Annotated in this window: 18 protein-coding genes and 2 pseudogenes; 10 read left to right on the forward strand and 10 right to left on the reverse strand. The window is 73.7% G+C overall.

Annotated features, from left to right (window positions below; translation table 11 throughout):
• Nucleotides 1-41: 41 nt before the first annotated feature.
• Nucleotides 42-263, forward strand: a complete 222-nt coding sequence (locus tag H1D33_RS01735; RefSeq protein WP_181569732.1) for a hypothetical protein — start codon at nt 42-44, stop codon at nt 261-263.
• Nucleotides 264-318: 55 nt separating this feature from the next.
• Here the strand turns inward: H1D33_RS01735 and fabF are convergent, their stop codons facing one another.
• From fabF to H1D33_RS01760, 5 genes are all read right to left on the reverse strand, one after another.
• On the reverse strand, nt 319-1,545 hold the full coding sequence (gene fabF / locus H1D33_RS01740; RefSeq protein ID WP_181569731.1) for a beta-ketoacyl-ACP synthase II: 1,227 nt from the start codon (nt 1,543-1,545) through the stop codon (nt 319-321).
• Nucleotides 1,546-1,547: 2 nt separating this feature from the next.
• Nucleotides 1,548-1,787: an acyl carrier protein gene (locus tag H1D33_RS01745; protein WP_007072348.1), complete on the reverse strand. Its 240-nt coding sequence runs from the start codon at nt 1,785-1,787 to the stop codon at nt 1,548-1,550.
• Nucleotides 1,788-1,874: 87 nt separating this feature from the next.
• Nucleotides 1,875-2,819, reverse strand: coding sequence for a beta-ketoacyl-ACP synthase III (locus tag H1D33_RS01750; protein WP_181569730.1), 945 nt, complete (start codon nt 2,817-2,819; stop codon nt 1,875-1,877).
• Nucleotides 2,820-3,989, reverse strand: coding sequence for an acyltransferase domain-containing protein (locus H1D33_RS01755; protein ID WP_181569729.1), 1,170 nt, complete (start codon nt 3,987-3,989; stop codon nt 2,820-2,822).
• Between the two features lie 78 nt (nt 3,990-4,067).
• Nucleotides 4,068-5,414: a PucR family transcriptional regulator gene (locus tag H1D33_RS01760; protein ID WP_414685474.1), complete on the reverse strand. Its 1,347-nt coding sequence runs from the start codon at nt 5,412-5,414 to the stop codon at nt 4,068-4,070.
• 93 nt (nt 5,415-5,507) lie between these two features.
• On the opposite strand from H1D33_RS01760, the gene H1D33_RS01765 reads away from it, so the two are divergent.
• Entirely contained in the window at nt 5,508-5,813 is a 306-nt protein-coding gene (locus H1D33_RS01765) for a hypothetical protein (protein ID WP_181569727.1), read from the forward strand.
• A 45-nt stretch (nt 5,814-5,858) separates the two neighbouring features.
• Complete coding sequence (locus H1D33_RS01770) at nt 5,859-6,776, forward strand: NADP-dependent oxidoreductase (RefSeq protein WP_220138810.1); 918 nt, start codon at nt 5,859-5,861, stop codon at nt 6,774-6,776.
• Nucleotides 6,777-6,785: 9 nt separating this feature from the next.
• On the opposite strand, the gene H1D33_RS01775 is transcribed toward H1D33_RS01770, so the two are convergent.
• Nucleotides 6,786-7,442, reverse strand: a complete 657-nt coding sequence (locus tag H1D33_RS01775) for a hypothetical protein (protein WP_181569725.1) — start codon at nt 7,440-7,442, stop codon at nt 6,786-6,788.
• A 191-nt stretch (nt 7,443-7,633) separates the two neighbouring features.
• Here H1D33_RS01775 and H1D33_RS01780 point away from each other — a divergent pair, with 191 nt between their 5' ends.
• Nucleotides 7,634-8,242 (forward strand): copper resistance CopC family protein, encoded by a 609-nt coding sequence (locus tag H1D33_RS01780; protein WP_181569724.1) that lies wholly within the window; start codon nt 7,634-7,636, stop codon nt 8,240-8,242.
• A gap of 462 nt (nt 8,243-8,704) precedes the next feature.
• Here H1D33_RS01780 and gltX read toward each other — a convergent pair whose 3' ends face one another.
• Genes gltX through H1D33_RS01795 form a run of 3 tightly spaced genes read right to left on the reverse strand, consistent with a single transcriptional unit; the run spans nt 8,705 to nt 12,783 of the window.
• Nucleotides 8,705-10,114: a glutamate--tRNA ligase gene (gltX, locus tag H1D33_RS01785; RefSeq protein WP_181569723.1), complete on the reverse strand. Its 1,410-nt coding sequence runs from the start codon at nt 10,112-10,114 to the stop codon at nt 8,705-8,707.
• Between the two features lie 48 nt (nt 10,115-10,162).
• On the reverse strand, nt 10,163-11,440 hold the full coding sequence (locus tag H1D33_RS01790; RefSeq protein ID WP_181569722.1) for an MFS transporter: 1,278 nt from the start codon (nt 11,438-11,440) through the stop codon (nt 10,163-10,165).
• Nucleotides 11,437-12,783, reverse strand: a complete 1,347-nt coding sequence (locus tag H1D33_RS01795; protein ID WP_181569721.1) for a GH1 family beta-glucosidase — start codon at nt 12,781-12,783, stop codon at nt 11,437-11,439. The genes H1D33_RS01790 and H1D33_RS01795 overlap by 4 nt, the downstream gene beginning before the upstream one ends.
• Nucleotides 12,784-12,951: 168 nt before the next feature.
• On the opposite strand from H1D33_RS01795, the gene H1D33_RS01800 reads away from it, so the two are divergent.
• The gene (locus tag H1D33_RS01800) at nt 12,952-13,398 is read left to right on the forward strand and encodes an SRPBCC family protein (protein WP_181569720.1); all 447 of its coding nucleotides are present in this window, start codon (nt 12,952-12,954) and stop codon (nt 13,396-13,398) included.
• A 144-nt stretch (nt 13,399-13,542) separates the two neighbouring features.
• Here the strand turns inward: H1D33_RS01800 and aceE are convergent, their stop codons facing one another.
• Complete coding sequence (gene aceE, locus H1D33_RS01805) at nt 13,543-16,287, reverse strand: pyruvate dehydrogenase (acetyl-transferring), homodimeric type (protein ID WP_181569719.1); 2,745 nt, start codon at nt 16,285-16,287, stop codon at nt 13,543-13,545.
• Between the two features lie 181 nt (nt 16,288-16,468).
• Here aceE and H1D33_RS01810 point away from each other — a divergent pair, with 181 nt between their 5' ends.
• The 5 genes and pseudogenes from H1D33_RS01810 to H1D33_RS01825 all read left to right on the forward strand — a co-directional run.
• A complete protein-coding gene (locus H1D33_RS01810) occupies nt 16,469-16,813 on the forward strand; it encodes a hypothetical protein (protein WP_181569718.1) in 345 nt (114 codons plus the stop codon).
• A 23-nt stretch (nt 16,814-16,836) separates the two neighbouring features.
• Nucleotides 16,837-17,241 (forward strand): secondary thiamine-phosphate synthase enzyme YjbQ, encoded by a 405-nt coding sequence (locus H1D33_RS01815; RefSeq protein WP_181569717.1) that lies wholly within the window; start codon nt 16,837-16,839, stop codon nt 17,239-17,241.
• A 65-nt stretch (nt 17,242-17,306) separates the two neighbouring features.
• On the forward strand, nt 17,307-17,774 hold the full coding sequence (locus tag H1D33_RS01820) for a MarR family winged helix-turn-helix transcriptional regulator (protein ID WP_246411744.1): 468 nt from the start codon (nt 17,307-17,309) through the stop codon (nt 17,772-17,774).
• Nucleotides 17,775-17,825: 51 nt separating this feature from the next.
• Nucleotides 17,826-18,174 (forward strand): annotated as a pseudogene (locus H1D33_RS30240) (transketolase); the annotation flags it as partial.
• A 515-nt stretch (nt 18,175-18,689) separates the two neighbouring features.
• A pseudogene (locus tag H1D33_RS01825) lies at nt 18,690-20,633 on the forward strand (transketolase C-terminal domain-containing protein); the annotation flags it as partial.
• Between the last annotated feature and the right edge of the window lie 66 nt (nt 20,634-20,699).

The raw sequence follows: 20,699 nt of genomic DNA on the forward strand, positions 1-20,699 counted from the left end.
CGGGTGCGGCACCGGACGCCCGGGTGGCAGGGTCAGCGCCCATGGGAGAGGCAGCACAGGGGTTCCGCTACGACGTACGCGCCGACGGCACCGTGGTGATCACGCACCACGGGCGGGCGGCGGGCACGCTGCGCGGTGGCCGGGCCGCGCAGTTCCTGGCCGAGGTCGACGACGACCCGCAACTGGTCATGGCCCGCTGGACCGGCAACTACCGGCGCGGCAACGAGCGGACCGCCCGGCAGCACCCCCGCAACCGGATGTGAGGCGGGGCCCCTTTTTAACAGACGTCTGTTAAAAAGGGGCCCCGCCTTACACGCCTCAGGGGCGGGTGAAGACCAGCGCCACGTTGTGGCCGCCGAAGCCGAACGCGTTGTTCAACGCGGCCGGGATCTCCAGGTGCCGGGCCTTGTGCGCGGCCACGTCCAGGTTGAGCCCGTCGTCCGGGTCGTCCAGGTTGATCGTCGGCGGCACCACGCCGTCGCGGATCGCCAGGATGGTGGCGATCGACTCCAGCGCACCGGCCGCGCCGAGCAGGTGCCCGGTCATCGACTTGGTGGCGGTGAGCAGCGGGTGGTCACCGATCGCCTGGTGCAGCGCGCCGATCTCCAGCATGTCGCCCACCGGCGTGGAGGTGGCGTGCGCGTTGACGTGCACGATGTCGGTGCGGGCCACGTCCGAGTCGGCGACCGCCTTGGCGATGGCCCGGATGGCGCCCTCACCCTCGGCGTGCGGCTGCACCATGTCGTACGCGTCGGAGGTGATCCCGGCGCCGGCCAGGCGCGCGTAGACCCGCGCGCCGCGGGCGGCGGCGTGGTCGGCGCGCTCCAGCACCAGCAGGCCCGCGCCCTCGCCGAGCACGAAGCCGTCGCGGGCCTTGTCCCACGGCCGGGAGGCCTTCTCCGGCTCGTCGTTGCGGGTCGACATGGCCCGCATCGAGGCGAAGCCGGCGATCGGCAGCGGGTGGATGACCGCCTCGGTGCCGCCGGCCACCACCACGTCGGCCCGGCCGGAGCGGATGATGTCCAGGCCCAGCGCGATCGCCTCCGCGCCGGTCGCGCAGGCGCTGGCCACCGAGTGCACGCCGGCCTTCGCGCCCAGTTCCAGCCCGACCCAGGCGGCCGGGCCGTTCGGCATCAGCATCGGCACCGTGTGCGGGGAGACCCGCCGCGGGCCGGACGCCTCCAGGATGTCGTCCTGGGCGAGCAGGGTGGTGGCGCCGCCGATGCCCGAGCCGACGCTGACCGCCAGCCGTTCCGGGTCGACCCCGGGTTCGGCCAGGCCGGCGTCCGCCCACGCCTCCCGCGCGGCGATCAGGGCGATCGCCTGCGAGCGGTCCAGCCGGCGCAGCTTCACCCGGTCCAGCACCTCGGCCGGGTCCACCGCCAGCTGGGCGGCGATCCGGACGGGCAGTTGCGCGGCCCACTCCTGGGTGAGCGCACTCACCCCGGAGCGGCCGGCGAGCATGGCGTCCCAGGTCGACGCGACGTCCCCGCCGAGCGGGGTCGTCGCGCCGAGCCCGGTGACGACGACGTCGGGGCGACTCATGATCAGGACTGCGCCTCGATGTAGCTGACCGCGTCCCCGACGGTCTTCAGGTTCTGCACCTCGTTGTCCGGGATCTTGACGCCGAACTTCTCCTCGGCCGCCACCACGACCTCCACCATGGAGAGCGAGTCGACGTCGAGGTCGTCGGTGAAGGACTTCCCCTCGGCCACGTCGTCCGGGTTCACCCCGGCAACCTCTTCGAGGATCTCGGCGAGGCCGGCGGTGATCTCGTCACGGGTCATTGCGGTTGGTTCCTCTCATCGGGGGTTTCTCGGTGCCCGGCGACGCCGGCCACCGCACCTGGAGCGCGTACGCGCCCGAGGGGGTCATCAGGGGCAGCGGACGACCTGACCGGCGTAGGTCAGGCCGCCGCCGAAGCCGAACAGCAGCACCGGGGCGCCCGAGGGCACCTCGCGCCGCTCGACCAGCTTGGACAGGGCCAGCGGGATGCTCGCCGCCGACGTGTTGCCGGACTCGACGATGTCCTTGGCGATGATCGCGTCCGGGATGTTCAGCCGCTTGGCGATGCCGTCGATGATCCGGCCGTTGGCCTGGTGCGGCACGAACGCGGCCAGCTCCGACGGCTGCACCCCGGCCCGCTCGCAGGCCTGCAACGCGAGCGGGGCCAGCGAGGTGGTGGCCCAGCGGAACACCGACTGCCCCTCCTGCGCGATGTAGGGCTGCCAGCCCTCGATCCGCACCGCGTCGCTCTTCTCCGGCGCGGACCCCCACACCACCGGCCCGATCCCGGCCGGCTCGTCGTCGGCGGTCGCGGTGACCACCGCCGCGCCGGCGCCGTCGCCGAAGATGATGCAGGTCGACCGGTCGGTCCAGTCGGTGAAGTCGGAGAGCTTCTCCGCGCCGATGACGATCGCGTTGCGCGCCGCGCCGGCCCGGACCGCGTGGTCCACCGTGCCCAGCGCGTACGCGAAGCCGGAGCAGGCGGTGTTGATGTCGTACGCCCCGGGCGCGTTGATGCCCAGCTTGGCCGCGACCCGGCAGGCCACGTTCGGGCTGCGGTCCACGGACGTGCAGGTCGCCACCACGACGAGGTCGATGTCGGCGGCGGTCAGCCCCGAGTTGGCGAGTGCCTTGCCGGCGGCGGCGATGGCCATGTCGGCCACCGTCTCGTCGCCGGCGATCCGCCGGGTGACGATGCCGACCCGGTCGCGGATCCACTCGTCGTTGGTGTCGACCATCTGCGCGAGTTCGTCGTTGGTGACCACGCGGGAGGGCTGGTAGTGCCCCATCGCGGCGATCCGGCTGCCGACCATTTAGTGCGATCCTCCGATGCGGACGAGGGGCTGGCCCGGGGCGACCGGGTCGGCGTGGTGCGCGAGCCACTCGGTGAGCGGCCCGGTGTGGTGCGCGGTCACCTCGACCGGCCCCTGCCGGCCGTCGACGTGGCCGAGGACCTGGCCGGCGTGCAGCGCGGCGCCCTCGGTCAGCTCGGCCACCGGCGTGAAGACGCCGGCGGCGGGGGCGACCACCACCCGGAAGCGGGCCACCGGGGGGTGAGCGGCGGGGCCGCCGTGCCGGGCGGCGAGCCGCCGGGCGGCGGGCAGGTCGTCCGGGGTGTTCAGGGTGACGATCTCCGGCGCGCCCTCGCCCTTGAGCTCCCGCTTGACCAGCCCGGCCAGCGTGCCGGCGGGCGGCAGCTCGATCACGCCGGTGACGCCGAGGTCGGCGAGCGCGCGCATGCACAGGTCCCAGCGGACCGGGGCGGTCACCTGCCGGACCAGGCGCTGGACGGTCTCCCGGCCGTGCCCGACCGGCTCGCCGTCGAGGTTGGACAGCAGGATCCGGGCCGGGTCGGCGACGGTGACACCGGCGGCCACGCCGGCCAGCGCGGCCTCGGCCGGGGCCATGTAGGGGGTGTGGAACGCGCCGGCCACCTGGAGCCGGATGATCCGGGCCCGGGCCGGCGGCTCGGCGGCGAGCTTGTCCAGCCCGGCGAGCGAGCCGGCGGCGACGATCTGGCCGGCGCCGTTGCGGTTGGCCGCGTACAGCCCGTGCGCCTCGAGCGCGGCGAGCACCTCGTCCGGGTCGCCGCCGAGCACGGCGGCCATCCCGGTCGGCTCCAGCGCGCAGGCGGCGGCCATCTCCCGGCCGCGTACGCCGGCGAGCGTCACGGCCGCCTCGGCGGGCAGCACCCCGGCCAGCGCGGCGGCGCCCAGTTCGCCCACGCTGTGCCCGGCGACCAGCGCCACGTCGTGCATCGGCAGGTGCTCGGCGGCCAGCAGCGCGGCGGCGACCAGCAGCGGCTGGGTGCGGGCGGTGTCCTTGATCTCGTCCGCGTCGGCCCGGGTGCCGAGGTGGATCAGGTCGACCCCGGCCAGCGCGGACCACCAACGCAGGCGCGCCTCGACACCGGCGACGTCGAGCCAGGGGTTCAGGAAACCGGGCTTCTGTGAACCCTGTCCGGGCGAGAGTACGGCGAGCACGTGTACGACTCTGACGGATACTCGCGGGTCGCGCTGTAACGCACGGCACGAAACCGCACTAGAAGCTTTAGAGGATTCCTACAAAGATCGGCGGCGGTCGTCGCCGCTCTGGGCGGCTTTCCGACCCGCTGCGCCCGCTGTCTGGTTCGGGACCGGTGCGACGGCCGGTGCCACCGGGTCGAGCCGGCCCACGGTCAGCGCGATCTGGAGCGCGAACGCGTCCCGCGGCGACAGCGGCGAGAAGCCGGTCACCTCGGAGATCCGCTTGAGCCGGTAACGCACCGTGTTCGGGTGCACGAACAGCGCCCGCGCGGCGCTCTCCAGCGTGCCGCCGGCGGCGAAGAACGCGTCGAGCGTCTCCAGCAGCTCGCCTCCGGCGCGGGCCAGCGCCGCGTACACGTCGTGGCGCAACCGGCGGCGGGCCTCGGCGTCGCCGGCCAGGGCCCGCTCGGGCAGCAGCTCCCCGGCGGCGACCGGGCACGGCGCGGTCGGCCAGGCCGGCGCGGCCCGGAAGCCGGCCAGCGCCGCCCGCGCGGACTCGGTCGCCTCGTCGAGGCTGGGCACGGCCGGGCCGACCACCACCGGCCCGTCGCCGAACGCGGTACGCAGCTTCTCGGTCGCCGCCAGCGGGTCGGCCGCCCCGCCGAGCACGATGACCAGCCGGTCGCCGTGCACCCCGCCGATCACCTCGACGCCGATCCGGCGGGCCTGCCGGTAGACCGTGTGCAGCACGGCGGCCACCTCGCCGCCGGGGGAGCGGCCCACCGCCACCGCCACCGGCGGCGCGTCCGACCAGCCCAGCGCGGCGGCCCGGCTGGCCAGCACGTCCGGCGAGTCGCCGCGCAGCAGCGCGTCGACGAGCAGCGCCTGCAACCGGGCGTCCCAGGAGCCGCGGGTCTCGGCGGCCCGGGCGTAGACCCGCGCGGCGGCGAACGCGATCTCCCGGGAGAAGCGCAGCACCGCCTCCCGCAGCGACTGCTCCTCGCCCGGCACGGCCAGCTCCGACACCTGCTCCTCGACGACCTCGATGGTCACCTTGATCAGTGCCACGGTCTGCTGGAGGCTGATCGAGCGGGCGAGCGCCTGCGGCGCGGTGGCGAAGACCTCGTCCGACACCTCCTGGGTGCGGTCGGTCGCGCCGCCGCCCTGCCGCAGCCACTGCACCAGCGACCGCACGCCGGCCTGGGCGACCAGCATCACCCACGAGCGCTGGTCGGCGGGCAGCTCCCGGAACCACAGCAGGCTCTCGTCCATCCGGGCCACGCTGGCGGTGGCCAGGCTGCCCGCGGCCCGCTCGATGCGGCGCAGCGTCGCCGACGTCTCCGTCCCGCCCGGTTCGCTCACCGCCCCAGCCTGACACGCGTTGACCAGCGGATCCACCCGGTGCGCGCGGCCCGGGCCCGGACGGGCGACCTCCACCGGCACGCGCTGACGATCTCGTCGGGCCGGGCCAGTACGGTGTCAGGGCGCGTCGGGGCGTTCCGCCCGACGGGCGACGGCGAGGGTGAGGAGACCGGAATGGCGCACGGGGAGGCCGAGCACGGCTGCGCCCAGGACGAGCCCTGCCGGCCGGGCCACGACCAGCCGCGCCGGACGGGTCTGACCCATCCGGGCGAGCCCGCCGGGTGGTCGCCCGAGCGCGACGACGAGCCCACGGTGCCGCGACAGCGGGTGGTCGAGCCGGCGTGCCCGGGGGTCGAGCCGGCGCCGGCCCGGACCTGCCGCAGCGACCAGGCCGGCTGGGCGGGCGGCCACCGGCACGGCGCGGTGCGCCCGGGCAACCGCACGATCCGCCGGGAACGGCCGCCGCGCCGCTGGTGCTGACCACGCGAGCCCCGTCCGGCGGTTAGCGTGGGTGGGGTGAAGGCGATGGCGATCGACGCGTACGGCCCGGCCGACGGGCTCACCCCGCACGAGTTGCCCACCCCGCCCGTCGGGCCGGACACGGTCCTGGTGCGGGTGCGCGCCGCCGGGGTCAACCCGGTCGACTGGAAGGTCCGCGCCGGCCACCTGGACGGCGCGTTCCCGAGCCACTTCCCGCTGGTCCCGGGATGGGACGCGGCCGGGGTGGTGGAGGCGGTCGGCCCGGCGGTGGCCGGGTTCGCGGTGGGCGACGAGGTGATCGGCTACGTCCGCCGCGACGACGTGCAGCACGGCACGTACGCGGAACTGGTCCCGGCCCCGGAGCGGTGCCTGGCCGACAAGCCGGCGCAGGCGTCCTGGCCGGAGGCGGCCGGGCTGCCGCTGGCCGGCCTGACCGCCTACCAGGCGTTGCAGTTGGCCCGCACCGGCGCCGGCGACACCGTGTTGGTGCACGGCGCGTCTGGCGGGGTGGGGCACCTGGCGGTGCAGGTGGCCCGGGCGCTCGGCGCGGACCGGGTGATCGGCACGGCGAGCGAGGCGAACCACGACTTCGTCCGGTCGCTGGGCGCGGAGCCGGTCGCCTACGGCGACGGTCTGGCGGACCGGGTCCGCGCGGTCGCGCCCGACGGGGTGGACGTGGTGCTGGACCTGTTCGGCGGTGACGCGCTGGACGTCTCCGCCGAGCTGATCGGCCGGCCGGCGCGGCTGCTCTCCACGGCCGATCCCGAGCACGTGACCCGGCTCGGCGGCAGCTACGTCTTCGTCAAGCCGTCGACGGCCGACCTGAGCGTGCTGGCCGGCCTGGTCGACGCCGGCCGGCTCACCGTGCACGTGGCCCGGACGTTCCCGCTGGCGGAGGCGGCCGAGGCGCAGCGGTTGGTGGAGGCGGGGCACGTCCGGGGCAAGGTCGTGCTGACGATCTGAGCGTGGGGCTCAGCGGGTGCGGCGGCGCACCAGGAGCGCGATGCCGGCCAGCCCGACGGTGATCACCAGCACCACGCCGATGTTGAGCAGCAGCAGCCGCTGGAGTTCGGCGAGCGCGGTGTCGAGGTTGCCCACCGGGTCGAGCGCCTCCTCCGGCAGGGCCCGCTCGCCGCCCCCGATGCCGCCGGAGAGCGTGTCGAACTGGGGCGCCAGCGGCACCCCGACGGCGCGCAGCGTCTCGGACATGTTGAGGCGGCCCAGGAACCAGCCGGCCCGGGGGTGGCTCAGGTCGGGCTGCTTGGCCGGCCGGTAGACCCGGGGGCCGCCCTTGGCCAGCGGGAACAGGTCGAACGTGTTCTTCGGCGTGCCGGCGACGAGGACCACCACGGTGTACTTCGGACCGAGGTCCTTGGCGGCGGGACCGCGTAGCTGCCCGGTCGCCCCCAGCCACTTGACCTGGTCGATGATCATGTTGACCTCGGCCGGCCGGGTGTCACCCCGGAGCTGGAGCGGCTGGTCGAGCCGGTCGCCGGTGATGTCCACCCCGGGTGGGGCGAGCTTCGGCGCGGCCGTCGCGGCCGTCGTGCCGGTGAGCGCGAGCGAGCACGCGAGTGCCACCGCCGCCCCGGCCACGACGGTCAACAGCCGTCTCACCTTCCGGATCATCGCCGCCTCCTCGCCCCGTTCGATGGCTGGCTTCCGCTGCGGGTCGCACCGGACCCGCCCACCTGAAAGACTCCGCAGAACGTCGCGTGGTTGCAGTAGGTGGAAGAGTAATTGGAACTATCTGCGAGCTGAGACCGACCAATGGAACGGCCGAAGATCAGCGGCCGGATCTTACCCGGACGGAGGGGTTCATGGGGGGCAGGGTTGCCGGCACGGCACGTGCCTGGTTGGTGGTGCTCGGGGTGGCGGCGGGGGTGTCACTGATGGCGCCGGCCACGCCGGCCGCCGCGCACAACTCGTTGACCGGCAGCGATCCGGAGAACGGCGCCCGGGTGGCCACCGCGCCGAAGCGGATCGAGCTGCGCTTCCTCGCCACCCCGAAGGAGGCCACCACGAAGGTGACGGTCACCGGGCCGGACAACGTGGCCGCCGCGGGCGGCGCGCCGACGTTCGCCGGCAAGCGGGTGAGCGTGCCGTTCACGCCGGGCGCGGCCGGGCTCTACATCGTGACCTACCAGCTCGCGTCCGACGACGGGCACCCGGTGAAGGGCGAGATCCGTTTCACCCTGACCACCGGCACCCCGGCCGAATCCCCGTCGGCGAGCGCGACGCCCACCACCGCCGTGCCCACCCCGACCGCGGCGCCGACCGGCGCCGCGCCGACGTCGGCGAGTGCGACCCCGGTCGCCGCCGCGGACGACGACGGGGGTACGGGTTGGTGGTGGGCACCCGTCGCGGTCCTGGTGCTGGCCGCGCTGGCCGGCGGCCTGATGCTGCGCCGCCGCGCCCGTCGACGCTGACCTGATGCCAACCCGGAGCCCGCCGCGCCGTGCCGCGCCGTGCCGCGCTGCGACCGGGGCGGGCCGTGCCGGGTGAGGCCCCGGCCCACCAGACACCCATCGCGTTCCACCCACCAACGCGTCGGAGCGTCACTGGAGCGCCATGGGTGTCTCAGCTCCACCCAGGCACCCATGGCGTTCCACTCACCGGCCCGCCGGGGCGTGACTGGAGCGCCATGGGTGCCTCAGGCCAGCGAGGGCACCTACTGGGGCACGATGGTCGTCTCAGGCCGTCCAAGCCATGCGCCGGCACCCGTCCGGCTGCCGCTGCGGCACGCCGAGGACCTTGGCGGTCACCGCCACGTCGGTCGCGGCACGCCGAGCATCCCGCCGGCCCTCACGTTCGTCGCGGCCACGCCGGCTCGCCGACCCCTGCCGGCCGCCACATCGCAGGCAGCGGCGCGGCGGCTCGCGGGGTGAGGCTCAGACCAGGCGCACCCGGGCGGCGCGCAGCCGGGTCAGCGTGCGCTCGCGGCCGAGCACCTCGAGGGACTCGAACAGCGGCAGGCCGACGGTGCGTCCGGTGACGGCGACGCGGACCGGCGCCTGTGCCTTGCCCAGCTTCAGCCCGCGCTCCGCGCCGACCGCCTCCAGGGTGGACTTCAGCGACTCGGCGTCCCAGGACTCCAGCGACTCGAACGCGGCGATCGCGGCGTCCAGCAGGTCGGCCGCGCCCTCCTTCATCGCCTTGGCCCAGGCCGCCTCGTCGATCAGCGGGTCGGCCAGGAACAGGAAGTCGACGTTCGGCACGATCTCGCTGAGCACCGCGATCCGGGTCTGCGCCAGCGGGGCCACCGCCGCGAACGCGGCCGGGTCGAGGTCGGCCGGCTGCCACGGCGGCGGGGCGATGGTGTCGGTGCCGGTGAGCCACGGCTGGCACGCCGCGACGAAGTCCTCGACCGGCAGCGCCCGGATGTACTCGCCGTTGAACGCGCGCAGCTTCTTCTCGTCGAAGAAGGCGGGGGAGGGGTTGACCTCGTCGAGCCGGAACTCGTCCTCGATCACCGACCAGGGTACGATCTCCCGGTCGCCCGACGGCGCCCAGCCGAGCAGCATCAGGTAGTTGCGCATCGCGTCGGCGAGGTAGCCCTCGTCCCGGTACGCCTCCAGGGCGACCTTGTCGCGTCGCTTGGACAGCTTCTGCCGCTTCTCGTTGACCACCACGGGCACGTGCGCCCAGATCGGCGGCTTGACCCCGAGCGCGTCCCAGAGCAACTGCTGCTTCGGAGTGTTGGGCAGGTGCTCCTCGGCCCGGATCACGTGGGTGATCCCCATGGTCATGTCGTCGACCACGTTGGCCAGCAGGAAGACCGGCGAGCCGTCGCCCCGGGCGATGACGAAGTCCTCGATCAGCTTGTTCTCGAACGTCGGCTCGCCGCGGATCAGGTCGACCACCACGGTCTCGCCCTCGTCCGGGGTGCGGAAGCGCAGCGCCCGGCCCTCGCCCGCCGGCAGCCCCCGGTCGCGGCAGAACCCGTCGTAGCCGCGGTGCTGCGAGCCGGTACGCGCCTGCACGTCCTCGCGGGTGCAGTCGCAGTAGTAGGCCCGGCCGGCCTCGTAGAGGCGCTGTGCGGCGGCCCGGTGCTCGCCCGCGTAGGAGGACTGGAAGTAGGGGCCCTCGTAGCTGCCGCGCGCGATGCCGATCCAGTCGAGCGCGGAGAGGATGCCCTCGGTCCACTCGGGCCGGTTGCGGGCCGCGTCGGTGTCCTCGACGCGGAGCACGAACACTCCGCCCTGCTGCTTGGCGAAGATCCAGTTCTGCAGGGCCGAGCGGGCGCCGCCGACGTGGAACATTCCGGTCGGGGAGGGGGCGAAGCGTACACGTACCGTCACGTCCCCCAGCCTACGGCGGGCCGCGACCGCTTTCCGGCAGGGGTCCGGTCAGGGCACCGCCTTGATCTTCACGACCAGGGCGCTGCCGACCAGGGTGACCACCGCGGTGGCCGCGTAGAGCGTGGGGTATCCGCCCAGGTGGACCACGATCGGGGCGGAGAGCGCCGGCCCGAGCACCTGCGGCGCGGAGTTGGCGATGTTGATCACGCCCAGGTCCTTGGCCCGGTCGGTGGCGGCGGGCAGCACCTGGGTGATCAACGCGGCGTCCACCGCCAGGTAGACCCCGTAGCCGGCGCCGAGCAGCAGCGCGGCCACGATCGCCATCGGCCAGACCGGCGCGACCGCGAGCAGCGTCGCCGCCACCGCCATGATCAACCCGGAGACGATCACGAACACCTTGCGCCGGCCGGAGCGGTCGGAGATCCGCCCGGCGACCACCGCGGTCAGCATCATGCCCAGCGTGTAGAGCAGGATCAGCACCAACAGCGAGCCCTCGGGGTCGGCCACCCGCACCCCGTCGGTGAGGAAGTAGAGCAGGTAGAGCGTGCCGAGCGCGTTGCCCAACTGCACCAGGAACCGGGTGAACCAGGCCCAGGCGAAGTCGGGGTGGCGGCGCGGGCTGATCCACATCGAGGCGAGCAGGGCGCGCGCCCGCAGCGGCGACCGGTGCTCCCGGGGCAGCGGATCGTCCTGGGTGAGCAGCGCGAACGGCAGCGACAGCAGCAGCACGGCGAGCGCGATCGCCGCGTACCCGGCGGCGTTGCCGGTGACCACGGCGGTGACCAGCACCGCGCCGAGCACCAGGCCGAGCGCCTGCGGGATGCCCACCCAGCCGGAGACGCCGCCGCGCTGGGCCACCGGGACCCGGTCCGGGATCGCGGCGGTGAGGCTGGCCAGCATCGCGTTGAAGCAGACCTGCGCGGCCACCCAGGCCACCGCCACCCCGGCGACGGTGTCCTGCCGGGCCAGCAGCACCAGGGCGAGCGCGCCGACCACCGCGCCGGTCGCGGTCCAGACGTGCCGGCGGCCGAAGTGCCGGTTGGCCAGCCGCAGCGAGGTACGGTCCGACAGCGCGCCCGCGAGCGGGTTGGCCAGCACCGCGGCGAGCGCGCCGAGGCCGGTCACCACCGCCAGCATGGCCTCCTTGTCGCCGGGCGAGATGCGTTCGATCTGCTGCGGCAGCAGCACCTGGATCGGGGTGAAGAACGCCATCCAGACGCCCAGGTTGGCCGCGAAGATCAGCGCGATCCAGCTCCGCCGCACCGGCACGGTCGGCTCGGCGAGCGCCGCCGGCAGCGAGGCCGGCGTCGGGTTCACCGTGGTCATCGCCGGATCAGATCCCGGAACCAGGTGTACGAGGACTTCGGGGTCCGCCGCTGGGTCGGGTAGTCGACGTGCACCAGGCCGAAGCGCTTGGTGAACCCCTCCGCCCACTCCCAGTTGTCCAGCAGCGACCAGACGAAGTACCCGGTGACCGGCACGCCCGCGCCGATCGCCTCGTGCACCGCGCGCACGTGCCCGTCCAGGTAGGCGATCCGCTCCGGGTCGTGCACCCGGCCGTCGGCGTCCGGCACGTCGTCGTAGGCGCATCCGCTCTCGGTGACCTGGATCGGCGGCAGCGCGTCGCGGTAGCGGTCGTGGAGCTGGCCGAGCAGCTCGCGCAGTCCGTCCGGGGCCACCGGCCAGTCGAACGCGGTGCGCGGGTAGCCGTCCAGCGGCACCATCTCGAACGGCAGCGGCGAGCCCTCCTCCGGCGCCCGGATGCCGGTCGGGTTGTAGTAGTTCACCCCGAGCACGTCGATCGGCGCGGCGATGACGTCGAGGTCCCCGTCCCGGACCACGGCCGGGTCGAAGCCGGGCGCGTCGGGGTAACCGCGACCGAGCAGCGGGTCGGTGAAGAGCCGGTTGTGCAGCGCGTCGTACGCCCGCGCGGCGACCCGGTCCGCGTCGGTGTCGCCGACCTGCCGCACCGGTGAGTAGTTGTTGGCGATCGCCACCTCGCTGGTGCTGCGCGCGCGCAGCGCGGCGACCGCGAGGCCGTGCCCGAGGAGCTGGTGGTGCGCCACCGGGAAGGAGTCGAAGAGCAGCATCCGGCCGGGCGCGTGGGTGCCGATGCCGTAGCCGAGGGTCATGTGGATGAACGGCTCGTTGAGCGTGATCCAGAGCTTCACCCGGTCGCCGAGGCGGGCCGCGGTCAGGTCGGCGTACTCGGCGAAGCGGGCGGCGGTGTCGCGGTTCAGCCAGCCGCCGGCGTCCTCCAGCGGCTGGGGCAGGTCCCAGTGGAAGAGCGTGGCGACCGGGTCGACGCCGGCGGCGAGCAGGCCGTCCACCAGCCGGTCGTAGAAGTCCAGCCCGGCGGCGTTGGCCGGGCCGGCGCCGCCGGGCTGCACCCGGGGCCAGGCGATCGAGAACCGGTACGCGGACACGCCCAGCCCGGCCGTCAGCGCGATGTCCTCGGCGTACCGGTGGCGGTGGTCGCAGGCCTCGTCACCGGTGCTGCCGTCGACGATCCGGCCCGGCTCGCGGGCGAACGTGTCCCAGATGGACGGCCCCCGGCCGTCGACGCCGGTCGCTCCCTCGATCTGGTACGCGGAGGTGGACACCCCCCAGCGGAAGCCGGCGGGGAAGTCGGGCAGCGGCACGGTCGTCAATTCGCCCTCCCAAGACATGAAGCGTGTTCGCGACTCTAGGGGGCGGCCGGCCGCCGCGCTATAGGCCGGGAAGCCGGGCAACACAAGGGCGTTCGGCGTGTCTTCTCCGATCCCGTCCGCTTAAGTCCGATTTACACATAGAGTGCCAAATATCGCGGATGTGATTTAAGTGGGGGAAAGACGCTCATGATCCTCGTGGAACGTAGCGCGCACGTGGCGGCGCCGGTAGAAGTGGTCTGGGACGTCGTGCAGCGGGCCGAGCAGTTGCCGGCCTGGCTGGCGGGGGTCCGCGCGGCCGAGGTCCTCTCCGGGGAGGGGTTCGGTCGGCGGCAACTGGTCCAGGCCGGGCGCGGCGCCGCCCACGAGGCCGAGGTGATCGCCTATCAGGAACCGACCCTGATCGGCTGGCGCGAACGGGCCAAGGGCGCCGGCGCCCGGGCCGAGGCGCGCACCGAGATCTACGTCCAGCTCACCGCGGACGAGGAGGCCGGCGGCACGGTCGTCCGGCTGATCGTGGTGCGGTGGCCCGCCGGGCCGGTCAAGGCCGCCATGCTGCGGCTCGGCCTGCGCCGGGTCGGCGCCGACCTGGAGGACTCGCTGGCCCGGCTGACCGACCTGGCCGCCGTCGGCTGACCGGGTCCCAGTCCCGGCGTCGCCCGCAACGACGATGGTCCGGCATCCCAACCAGGGACGCCGGACCATCGTCGTGTCCGTCGGCGTTAAGCGGGGGCCCCTCCTCTACCGGAGGCGTTAAGCAGGGGCCCCGCCTTTCACCTGCTAGCTGTCGCCGCCGGTCTCGCCGACCGGGGCGGCGTTGACGTCGTCCAGGGCGTACTTGCGGGCGGCGTCGGCCGGCACGTGCGCCGGGACCGCGCCGCGCAGGGCGAGCTGCCGCAGCGTGGCGACCGCCACCGACTCGGCGTCCACGTGGAAGTGGCGGCGCAGCGCGTGCCGGGTGTCCGACATGCCGAAACCGTCCGTGCCGAGCGAGGTGTAGTCACCCGGCACCCAGCGGGCGATCAGGTCCGGCACCGCGCGCATCCAGTCGCTGACCGCGACCTTCGGGCCCTCGGCGTCGGCCAGCTTCCGCTGGATGTACGGCACCCGCTGCTCCTCGCCCGGGTTGAGCAGGTTGTGCTCCTCGCACTCCACCGCGTCGCGGCGCAGCTCGGTCCAGGACGTCACCGACCACACGTCGGCGGCCACGCCCCAGTCCTCGGCGAGCAACTGCTGGGCCTTGAGCGCCCACTGCATGCCGGTGCCGGAGGCCAGCACGTTCGCCTTCGGCGCGTCCGCGCCCACCTGCGGCGCCGGCGAGTAGCGGTAGATGCCCTTGACGATGCCCTCGGTGTCCACACCCTCCGGCTCGGCCGGCTGGAAGATCGGCTCGTTGTAGACGGTGAGGTAGTAGAAGACGTTCTCCTGCGCCTCGCCGTACATCCGGTGCAGGCCGTTCTCCAGGATGTGCGCCAGCTCGAACGCGAACGCCGCGTCGTACGCGACCACCGCCGGGTTGGTGGCGGCGAGCAGGAGCGAGTGCCCGTCCTCGTGCTGGAGGCCCTCACCGTTGAGCGTGGTCCGGCCGGCGGTCGCGCCGAGCACGAAGCCCCGGGCCATCTGGTCGGCCGCCGCCCAGAACCCGTCGCCGGTGCGCTGGAAGCCGAACATCGAGTAGAAGATGTACATCGGGATCATCGGCTCGCCGTGCGTCGCGTACGACGTGCCGGCGGCGGTGAACGAGGCGACCGAGCCGGCCTCGTTGATGCCCTCGTGCAGGATCTGCCCGGTGGTCGACTCCTTGTAGGACAGGAACAGCTCCCGGTCGACCGAGGTGTAGCGCTGGCCGTGCGGCGAGTAGATCTTCTGCGTCGGGAAGAGCGAGTCCATGCCGAAGGTACGGGCCTCGTCCGGGATGATCGGCACCCAGCGCTTGCCGAACTCCTTGTCCTTCATCACGTCCTTGAGCAGGCGGACGAAGGCCATCGTGGTGGCCACCTTCTGCTTGCCCGACCCGCGCTTGACGTCGGCGAACCGCTCGCTGCCCGGGATCGCCAGCGTCCTGCGCTCGGTGGTACGCGACGGGAGGAAGCCGCCGAGCTGGCGCCGCCGCTCCCGCAGGTACTCCATCTCGTCCGACTTCTCGTCCGGCGTGTAGTACGGCGGGAGGTAGGGGTTCTCCTCCAACTGCTTGTCCGGGATGTCGAGGTAGAGCCGGTCGCGGAACAGCTTCAGGTCGTCCAGCGTCAGCTTCTTCATCTGGTGCGTGGCGTTGCGGCCCTCGAAGTGCGAGCCCAGCGTCCAGCCCTTGATGGTCTTGGCGAGGATGACGGTCGGCTGGCCGGTGTGCTCCATCGCCGCCTTGTAGGCCGCGTAGAGCTTGCGGTAGTCGTGCCCGCCCCGCTTGAGGTTCCAGATCTCGTCGTCGCTCAGGTGCTCGACCATCTTGCGGGTCCGCGCGTCGCGGCCGAAGAAGTGCTCCCGGACGTACGCCCCGGACTCCGCCTTGTAGGTCTGGTAGTCACCGTCGGGCGTGGTGTTCATCAGGTTGACCAGCGCGCCGTCGGTGTCCGCCGCGAGCAGCGGGTCCCACTCCCGGCCCCAGACCACCTTGATCACGTTCCAGCCGGCGCCCCGGAAGAACGCCTCCAGCTCCTGCATGACCTTGCCGTTGCCGCGGACCGGACCGTCCAGCCGCTGGAGGTTGCAGTTGATCACGAAGGTGAGGTTGTCCAGCTCCTCGCGCGCGGCCACGCCGATCGCGCCGAGCGACTCGACCTCGTCCATCTCGCCGTCGCCCAGGAACGCCCAGACGTGCTGCTGGGAGGTGTCCTTGATGCCCCGGTGCTGCAGGTAGCGGTTGAACCGCGCCTGGTAGATGGCGTTCAGCGGGCCGAGGCCCATGGAGACGGTGGGGAACTCCCAGAAGTCCGGCATCAACCGCGGGTGCGGGTACGAGGGCAGCGAGCCGGCGCGGTGCGACAGCTCCTGCCGGAAGCCGTCGAGCTGGTCGGCGCTCAGCCGGCCCTCCAGGAACGCCCGCGCGTACATGCCGGGGGAGGCGTGACCCTGGTAGTAGATCTGGTCCCCGCCGCCCGGGTGCTCCTTGCCGCGGAAGAAGTGGTTGAAGCCCACCTCGTAGAGCGACGCCGAGCTGGCGAACGTGGAGATGTGGCCGCCCACGCCTATCTCCGGGCGCTGCGCCCGGTGCACCAGCATGGCGGCGTTCCACCGGATGTAGGCCCGCAGCCGCCGCTCGATGTGCTCGTCACCGGGGAACCACGGCTCCCGCTCCGGCGGAATGGTGTTGATGTAGTCGGTGGTGGTCAGGGACGGCACCCCGACCTGGCGCTCGCGGGCCCGCTCCAGCAGGCGAAGCATGACGTACCGGGCGCGCTTGGTTCCGCGCTCGTCGATGACACCGTCGAGCGACTCGACCCATTCGCTGGTCTCTTCAGGGTCGATGTCCGGAAGCTGGCTCGGCAGACCAGCGGTGATCACCGGGCGCTTGCGTTCCGTAGCCACAGGCGTTCCCTCGGTTCTGTGTGGGATAGGTCTCTAGCGCCATCCTGCCCCCTGGTGGCGCTCGTCGTCACGTCTGCCTCCCCCAGACGCGATGCTGAACACAGGTACCCGTCGGTAACTTTGTGCGATCACCGGCCGCGCCGTCCGGCCCGTGGTTGGCCACCCCGGCTACCCTGCCGGCATGCGGGGACGGCCGGTTCGGGCGGGTCATGTGCTGGTGGCGGTGGGAGCGCTGCTCATCGTGGGCTCGGCGGTCGCGCTGGCCCGGGAGATCGCGCGTACCCCGGAATGGGGGTCCGGCTGGGCGATCGGCATCGGCGTCGGCGTGATGCTGGCCCTCGCCGGCGTCGACGAGATCCGCCACCGCCGCCGGTTCGGCGCCGGCTACCGGGAGGCGGCCGGCGGCGCCGCCGTCCTCCCGCACACGCCCGGCCCGGAGACCGGCGGCGGCCAGATGCCCGACTACGGCTCGGGGGACGGCGGCGGAGGCAGCGGCGGGGACTGCGGTGGCGGCGGCGGGAACTGAGCCGCTGCGGCAGAATGCGCCGTATGCGCAGTGAGGTGATCAGCGTCCGGACCGGTTCCCGGCCCACCGTCCGGGACATCACGGCCGAGGCCGAGCGCTTCGTCGCCGGGGCCGGCGACGGGTTGCTGCACGTCTTCGTCCCGCACGCCACCGCCGGGCTGGCGATCATCGAGACCGGCGCCGGCTCGGACGACGACCTGCTCCGGGCGCTCGACGACCTGCTCCCCACCGACGACAGGTGGCGGCACCGGCACGGCTCACCCGGGCACGGGCGCGACCACGTGCTGCCGGCTCTCGTGCCCCCGTACGCCACGCTGCCGGTGCTCGACGGGCGGCTCCAGCTCGGCACCTGGCAGTCGATCTGCCTGGTCGACCCGAACGGCGACAACCCGGACCGCCAGGTCCGCTTCTCGTTCCTGGCCGGCTGAGCCGGACACCGCCCGTCATGTAGTGGACCGGGTCAATTGTTGCTTGGTCACGTATGATGGCGGGCATGGTGCCTTCCACCGCCGCACCGGGCGACCGGGCCGTCCTGGCCGGGGAGGCCGTGCGTCGGATCCTGCACGTGGCCGCCGCGCTGCGGCACCACCAGGACGAGGCGATCGCCGCGCTGGGGCTCACCCCGGCGGCCGGCCGGGCGCTGCACGAGCTGGACCCCGACCACCCGCTGCCGGCCCGCGACCTCGCCGAGCAACTCGGCTGCGACCGGTCCAACGTGACCGGCCTGGCCGACAAGCTGGAGCAGGCCGGCCTGGTGGAGCGGCGCACCGACCCGACCGACCGGCGGCAGAAGACGCTCGTGGTCACCGCGCGCGGCCGGCAGGTGCGCGACCGGCTCCGGCAGGTGATGTCGGACTCCCGACTGCTCGACGGCCTGAGCGCGGCCGAGTTGGCCACGCTGCACGAGCTGGTCTGGAAGGTGTCCGACGGCGGCTGTCCCGAGGCGTGCGGGGAGATCTGAGCCACGCCGGGCGGAACGTGTCCGACTGGGCGAGGCGGGTCCGAGTCGGTAATGCTGTCCGACGTGACCACCCCGCACGATCTCGACGACCGGCTCCGCGCCGACCTGGCTGCGCTCGGCACGCCTGAGCGGCGGCGCGACCTCGGCGAACCGCTGCCCGGCGACGGTTCGCTGACCGGGGCGCAGGCGCTGGCCCTGTTCGACGCGCAGCTCACCAGCCGGCTGCTCGACCTGGCCGGGCGCTGGCTGCGCGGGTTCGGCGAGGGCTACTACACGATCGGCTCGGCCGGCCACGAGGGGAACGCCGCGGTGGCCGCCGCGCTGCGTCCGACCGACCCGGCGCTGCTGCACTACCGGTCCGGGGCGTTCTACTGCCTGCGCGCCGCCCAGGCGGCCGGCGATTTCCCGTTCAGCCCGCCGTCCCCGCCCGGGGCGTCGGCCTCCCGTCCGGACGGCTCGCCTGTTTCGTCGGCCCTCGGCGCGGATGGTTCGCCTGCGTCGGCCCCCCGCCAGGATGGCGCGCCGGACCTGTCGGACCTCACCGACCCGGACGCCATCGACCCTGCTTCTCCCGCTTACCGAGATGATCGTTCCGAAGACCGGGATCCGTCGAGATCTTGGTACGAAAGTGCCCCTATGGGGGCCGTTTCCTACCAAGATCTCGATCCGGCGGTGACTGACGCCGTTACGGGAGATGTGGACGACGGTGGGCAACGGTCGGGTGCCGGAGTCGCAGGAGGCGACCTGCCGGATGAGGCGGGCGTCGAGGCGGTGCGGCTGCCGACCGGGGCCGGCGTGACCGTGGACGCGGACGGCGGCGCGACTCCCGGCGTACCCGATCGGGTCGGCGTGGCCGGGGACGCGGACGGCGGCGCGACGGCAGGCGTACCCGATCTGCCGTCGCCGTCGCTCGACGACGCCTACGCGGCGGCGGCGCGCGACGTGCTGCGGGGCATGGTCGCCTCCGCCGCGGAACCGATCGCCGGCGGCCGGCACAAGGTCTTCGGCCGGGCCGACCTCGCGGTCGTGCCGACCACCTCCACCGTCGCCTCGCACCTGCCCCGGGCGGTCGGGCTGGGGCTGGCCCTGGAGCGGCTGCGCCGGGGCGGCCCGCGCGCCGACGGTGACCCGGAGGTGGCGTCCTGGCCGCCGGACGCGGTGGTGGTCTGCTCGTTCGGCGACGCCTCGATCAACCACGCCACCGCCACCGCCGCACTCAACACCGCCGGCTGGTACGACCACACCGGCCTGCGGATCCCGGTCCTGTTCGTCTGCGAGGACAACGGGCTCGGCATCAGCGTGCGCTCGCCCGAGGGGTGGGTGGCCACGATGCTGCGGTCCCGGCCCGGCATCCGCTACTTCGCCGCGGACGGCACCGACGCGGTGCAGGCGCACCGGGTGGCGGCGGAGGCGGCGGCCTGGGTGCGCCGGCACCGCCGGCCCGCGGTGCTGCACCTGAGCACGGTCCGGCTGATGGGGCACGCCGGGGCGGACGTGGAGACCGCGTACCGGAGTCCGGCGGAGATCGCCGCGGACGAGGCGCGGGACCCGCTGCTGGTCACCGCCCGCCGGCTGGTGGCAGCCGGTTACGCCGGCGGGGAGGAACTGCTCGCCCGGTACGACGAGCGGGGCTGGCAGCTCCGGCGCATCGCCGAGGAGGTGCTTGACGAGCCGAAGCTGGCGTCCCCGGTCGAGGTGGTGTCGGAGCTGGCGCCCCGCCGGCCGGTGCGGGTGTCCCGGGCGGTCGCCGAGTCGGCGGCGCACGCGACCGGTCCGGGGGCCGCGGCGCGGGCGGAGGCGTTCGGCGGCAAGCCGCCGGAGCTGACCGGGCCGCTGACGCTGGCGCAGAGCATCAACGCGGCGCTCGCCGACGGCATGCTCGACCACCCGCGGATGGCCGTGTTCGGTGAGGACGTGGCCGCCAAGGGCGGGGTGTACGGGGTGACCAAGGGCCTGCGGGACCGCTTCGGCGCGGCGCGGGTGTTCGACACGCTGCTCGACGAGACCTCGATCCTCGGTCTCGGGCTCGGCGCCGGGCTGGCCGGCATGCTGCCGGTGCCGGAGATCCAGTACCTGGCCTACCTGCACAACGCCGAGGACCAGCTCCGGGGCGAGGCGGCCACCATGCGCTTCTTCTCCCGGGGCGCGTTCCGCAACCCGATGGTGGTGCGGGTGGCCGGCCTGGCCTACCAGGAGGGCTTCGGCGGGCACTTCCACAACGACAACTCGGTGGCGGTGCTGCGGGACGTGCCGGGGCTGGTGATCGCGGTGCCGGCCCGGCCGGACGACGCGGCGCCGATGCTGCGGACCTGCCTGGCGGCGGCCCGGGTGGACGGCGCGGTCTGCGTCTTCCTGGAGCCGATCGCGCTCTACCACTCCCGCGACCTCTACGCCGACGGCGACGGCGAGTGGCTGGCCGAGTACGCCGAGCCGGGCGCCTGGGCGGACCGGCACGTGCCGGTCGGCCGGGCCCGGGTGTACGGGATCGGCTCCGCCGAGGACCTCACCATCATCACCTTCGGTAACGGGGTGCGGATGTCGCTGCGGGCGGCGGCCACGCTGGCCGAGGAGGGCGTCGGCAGTCGGGTGGTGGACCTGCGCTGGCTCGCCCCGCTGCCGGTGGCGGACATCATCCGGGAGGCCTCGGCGACCGGTCGGGTGCTGGTGGTGGACGAGACCAGGCGGTCCGGCGGGGTGGGGGAGGGGGTGCTGTCCGCGCTCGTCGACACCGGTTACGTCGGTGCGGCGCGCCGGGTGGCGGCACTTGACTCTTTTGTACCATTAGGTCCGGCTGCCCATCAGGTTCTGGTGTCCGAGGAAGCCATTACCCAGGGTGCCCGTACGCTGCTGGCACGGTAAATTCCGTTCCACCCGGTGCGCCACTTGCGCAGCGAGCCGCAACTGTGTGGACTGGGCACCACGGCG

The organism is Micromonospora ferruginea (genome assembly GCF_013694245.2).
GTDB classification, from domain to species: Bacteria; Actinomycetota; Actinomycetes; order Mycobacteriales; family Micromonosporaceae; genus Micromonospora; species Micromonospora robiginosa.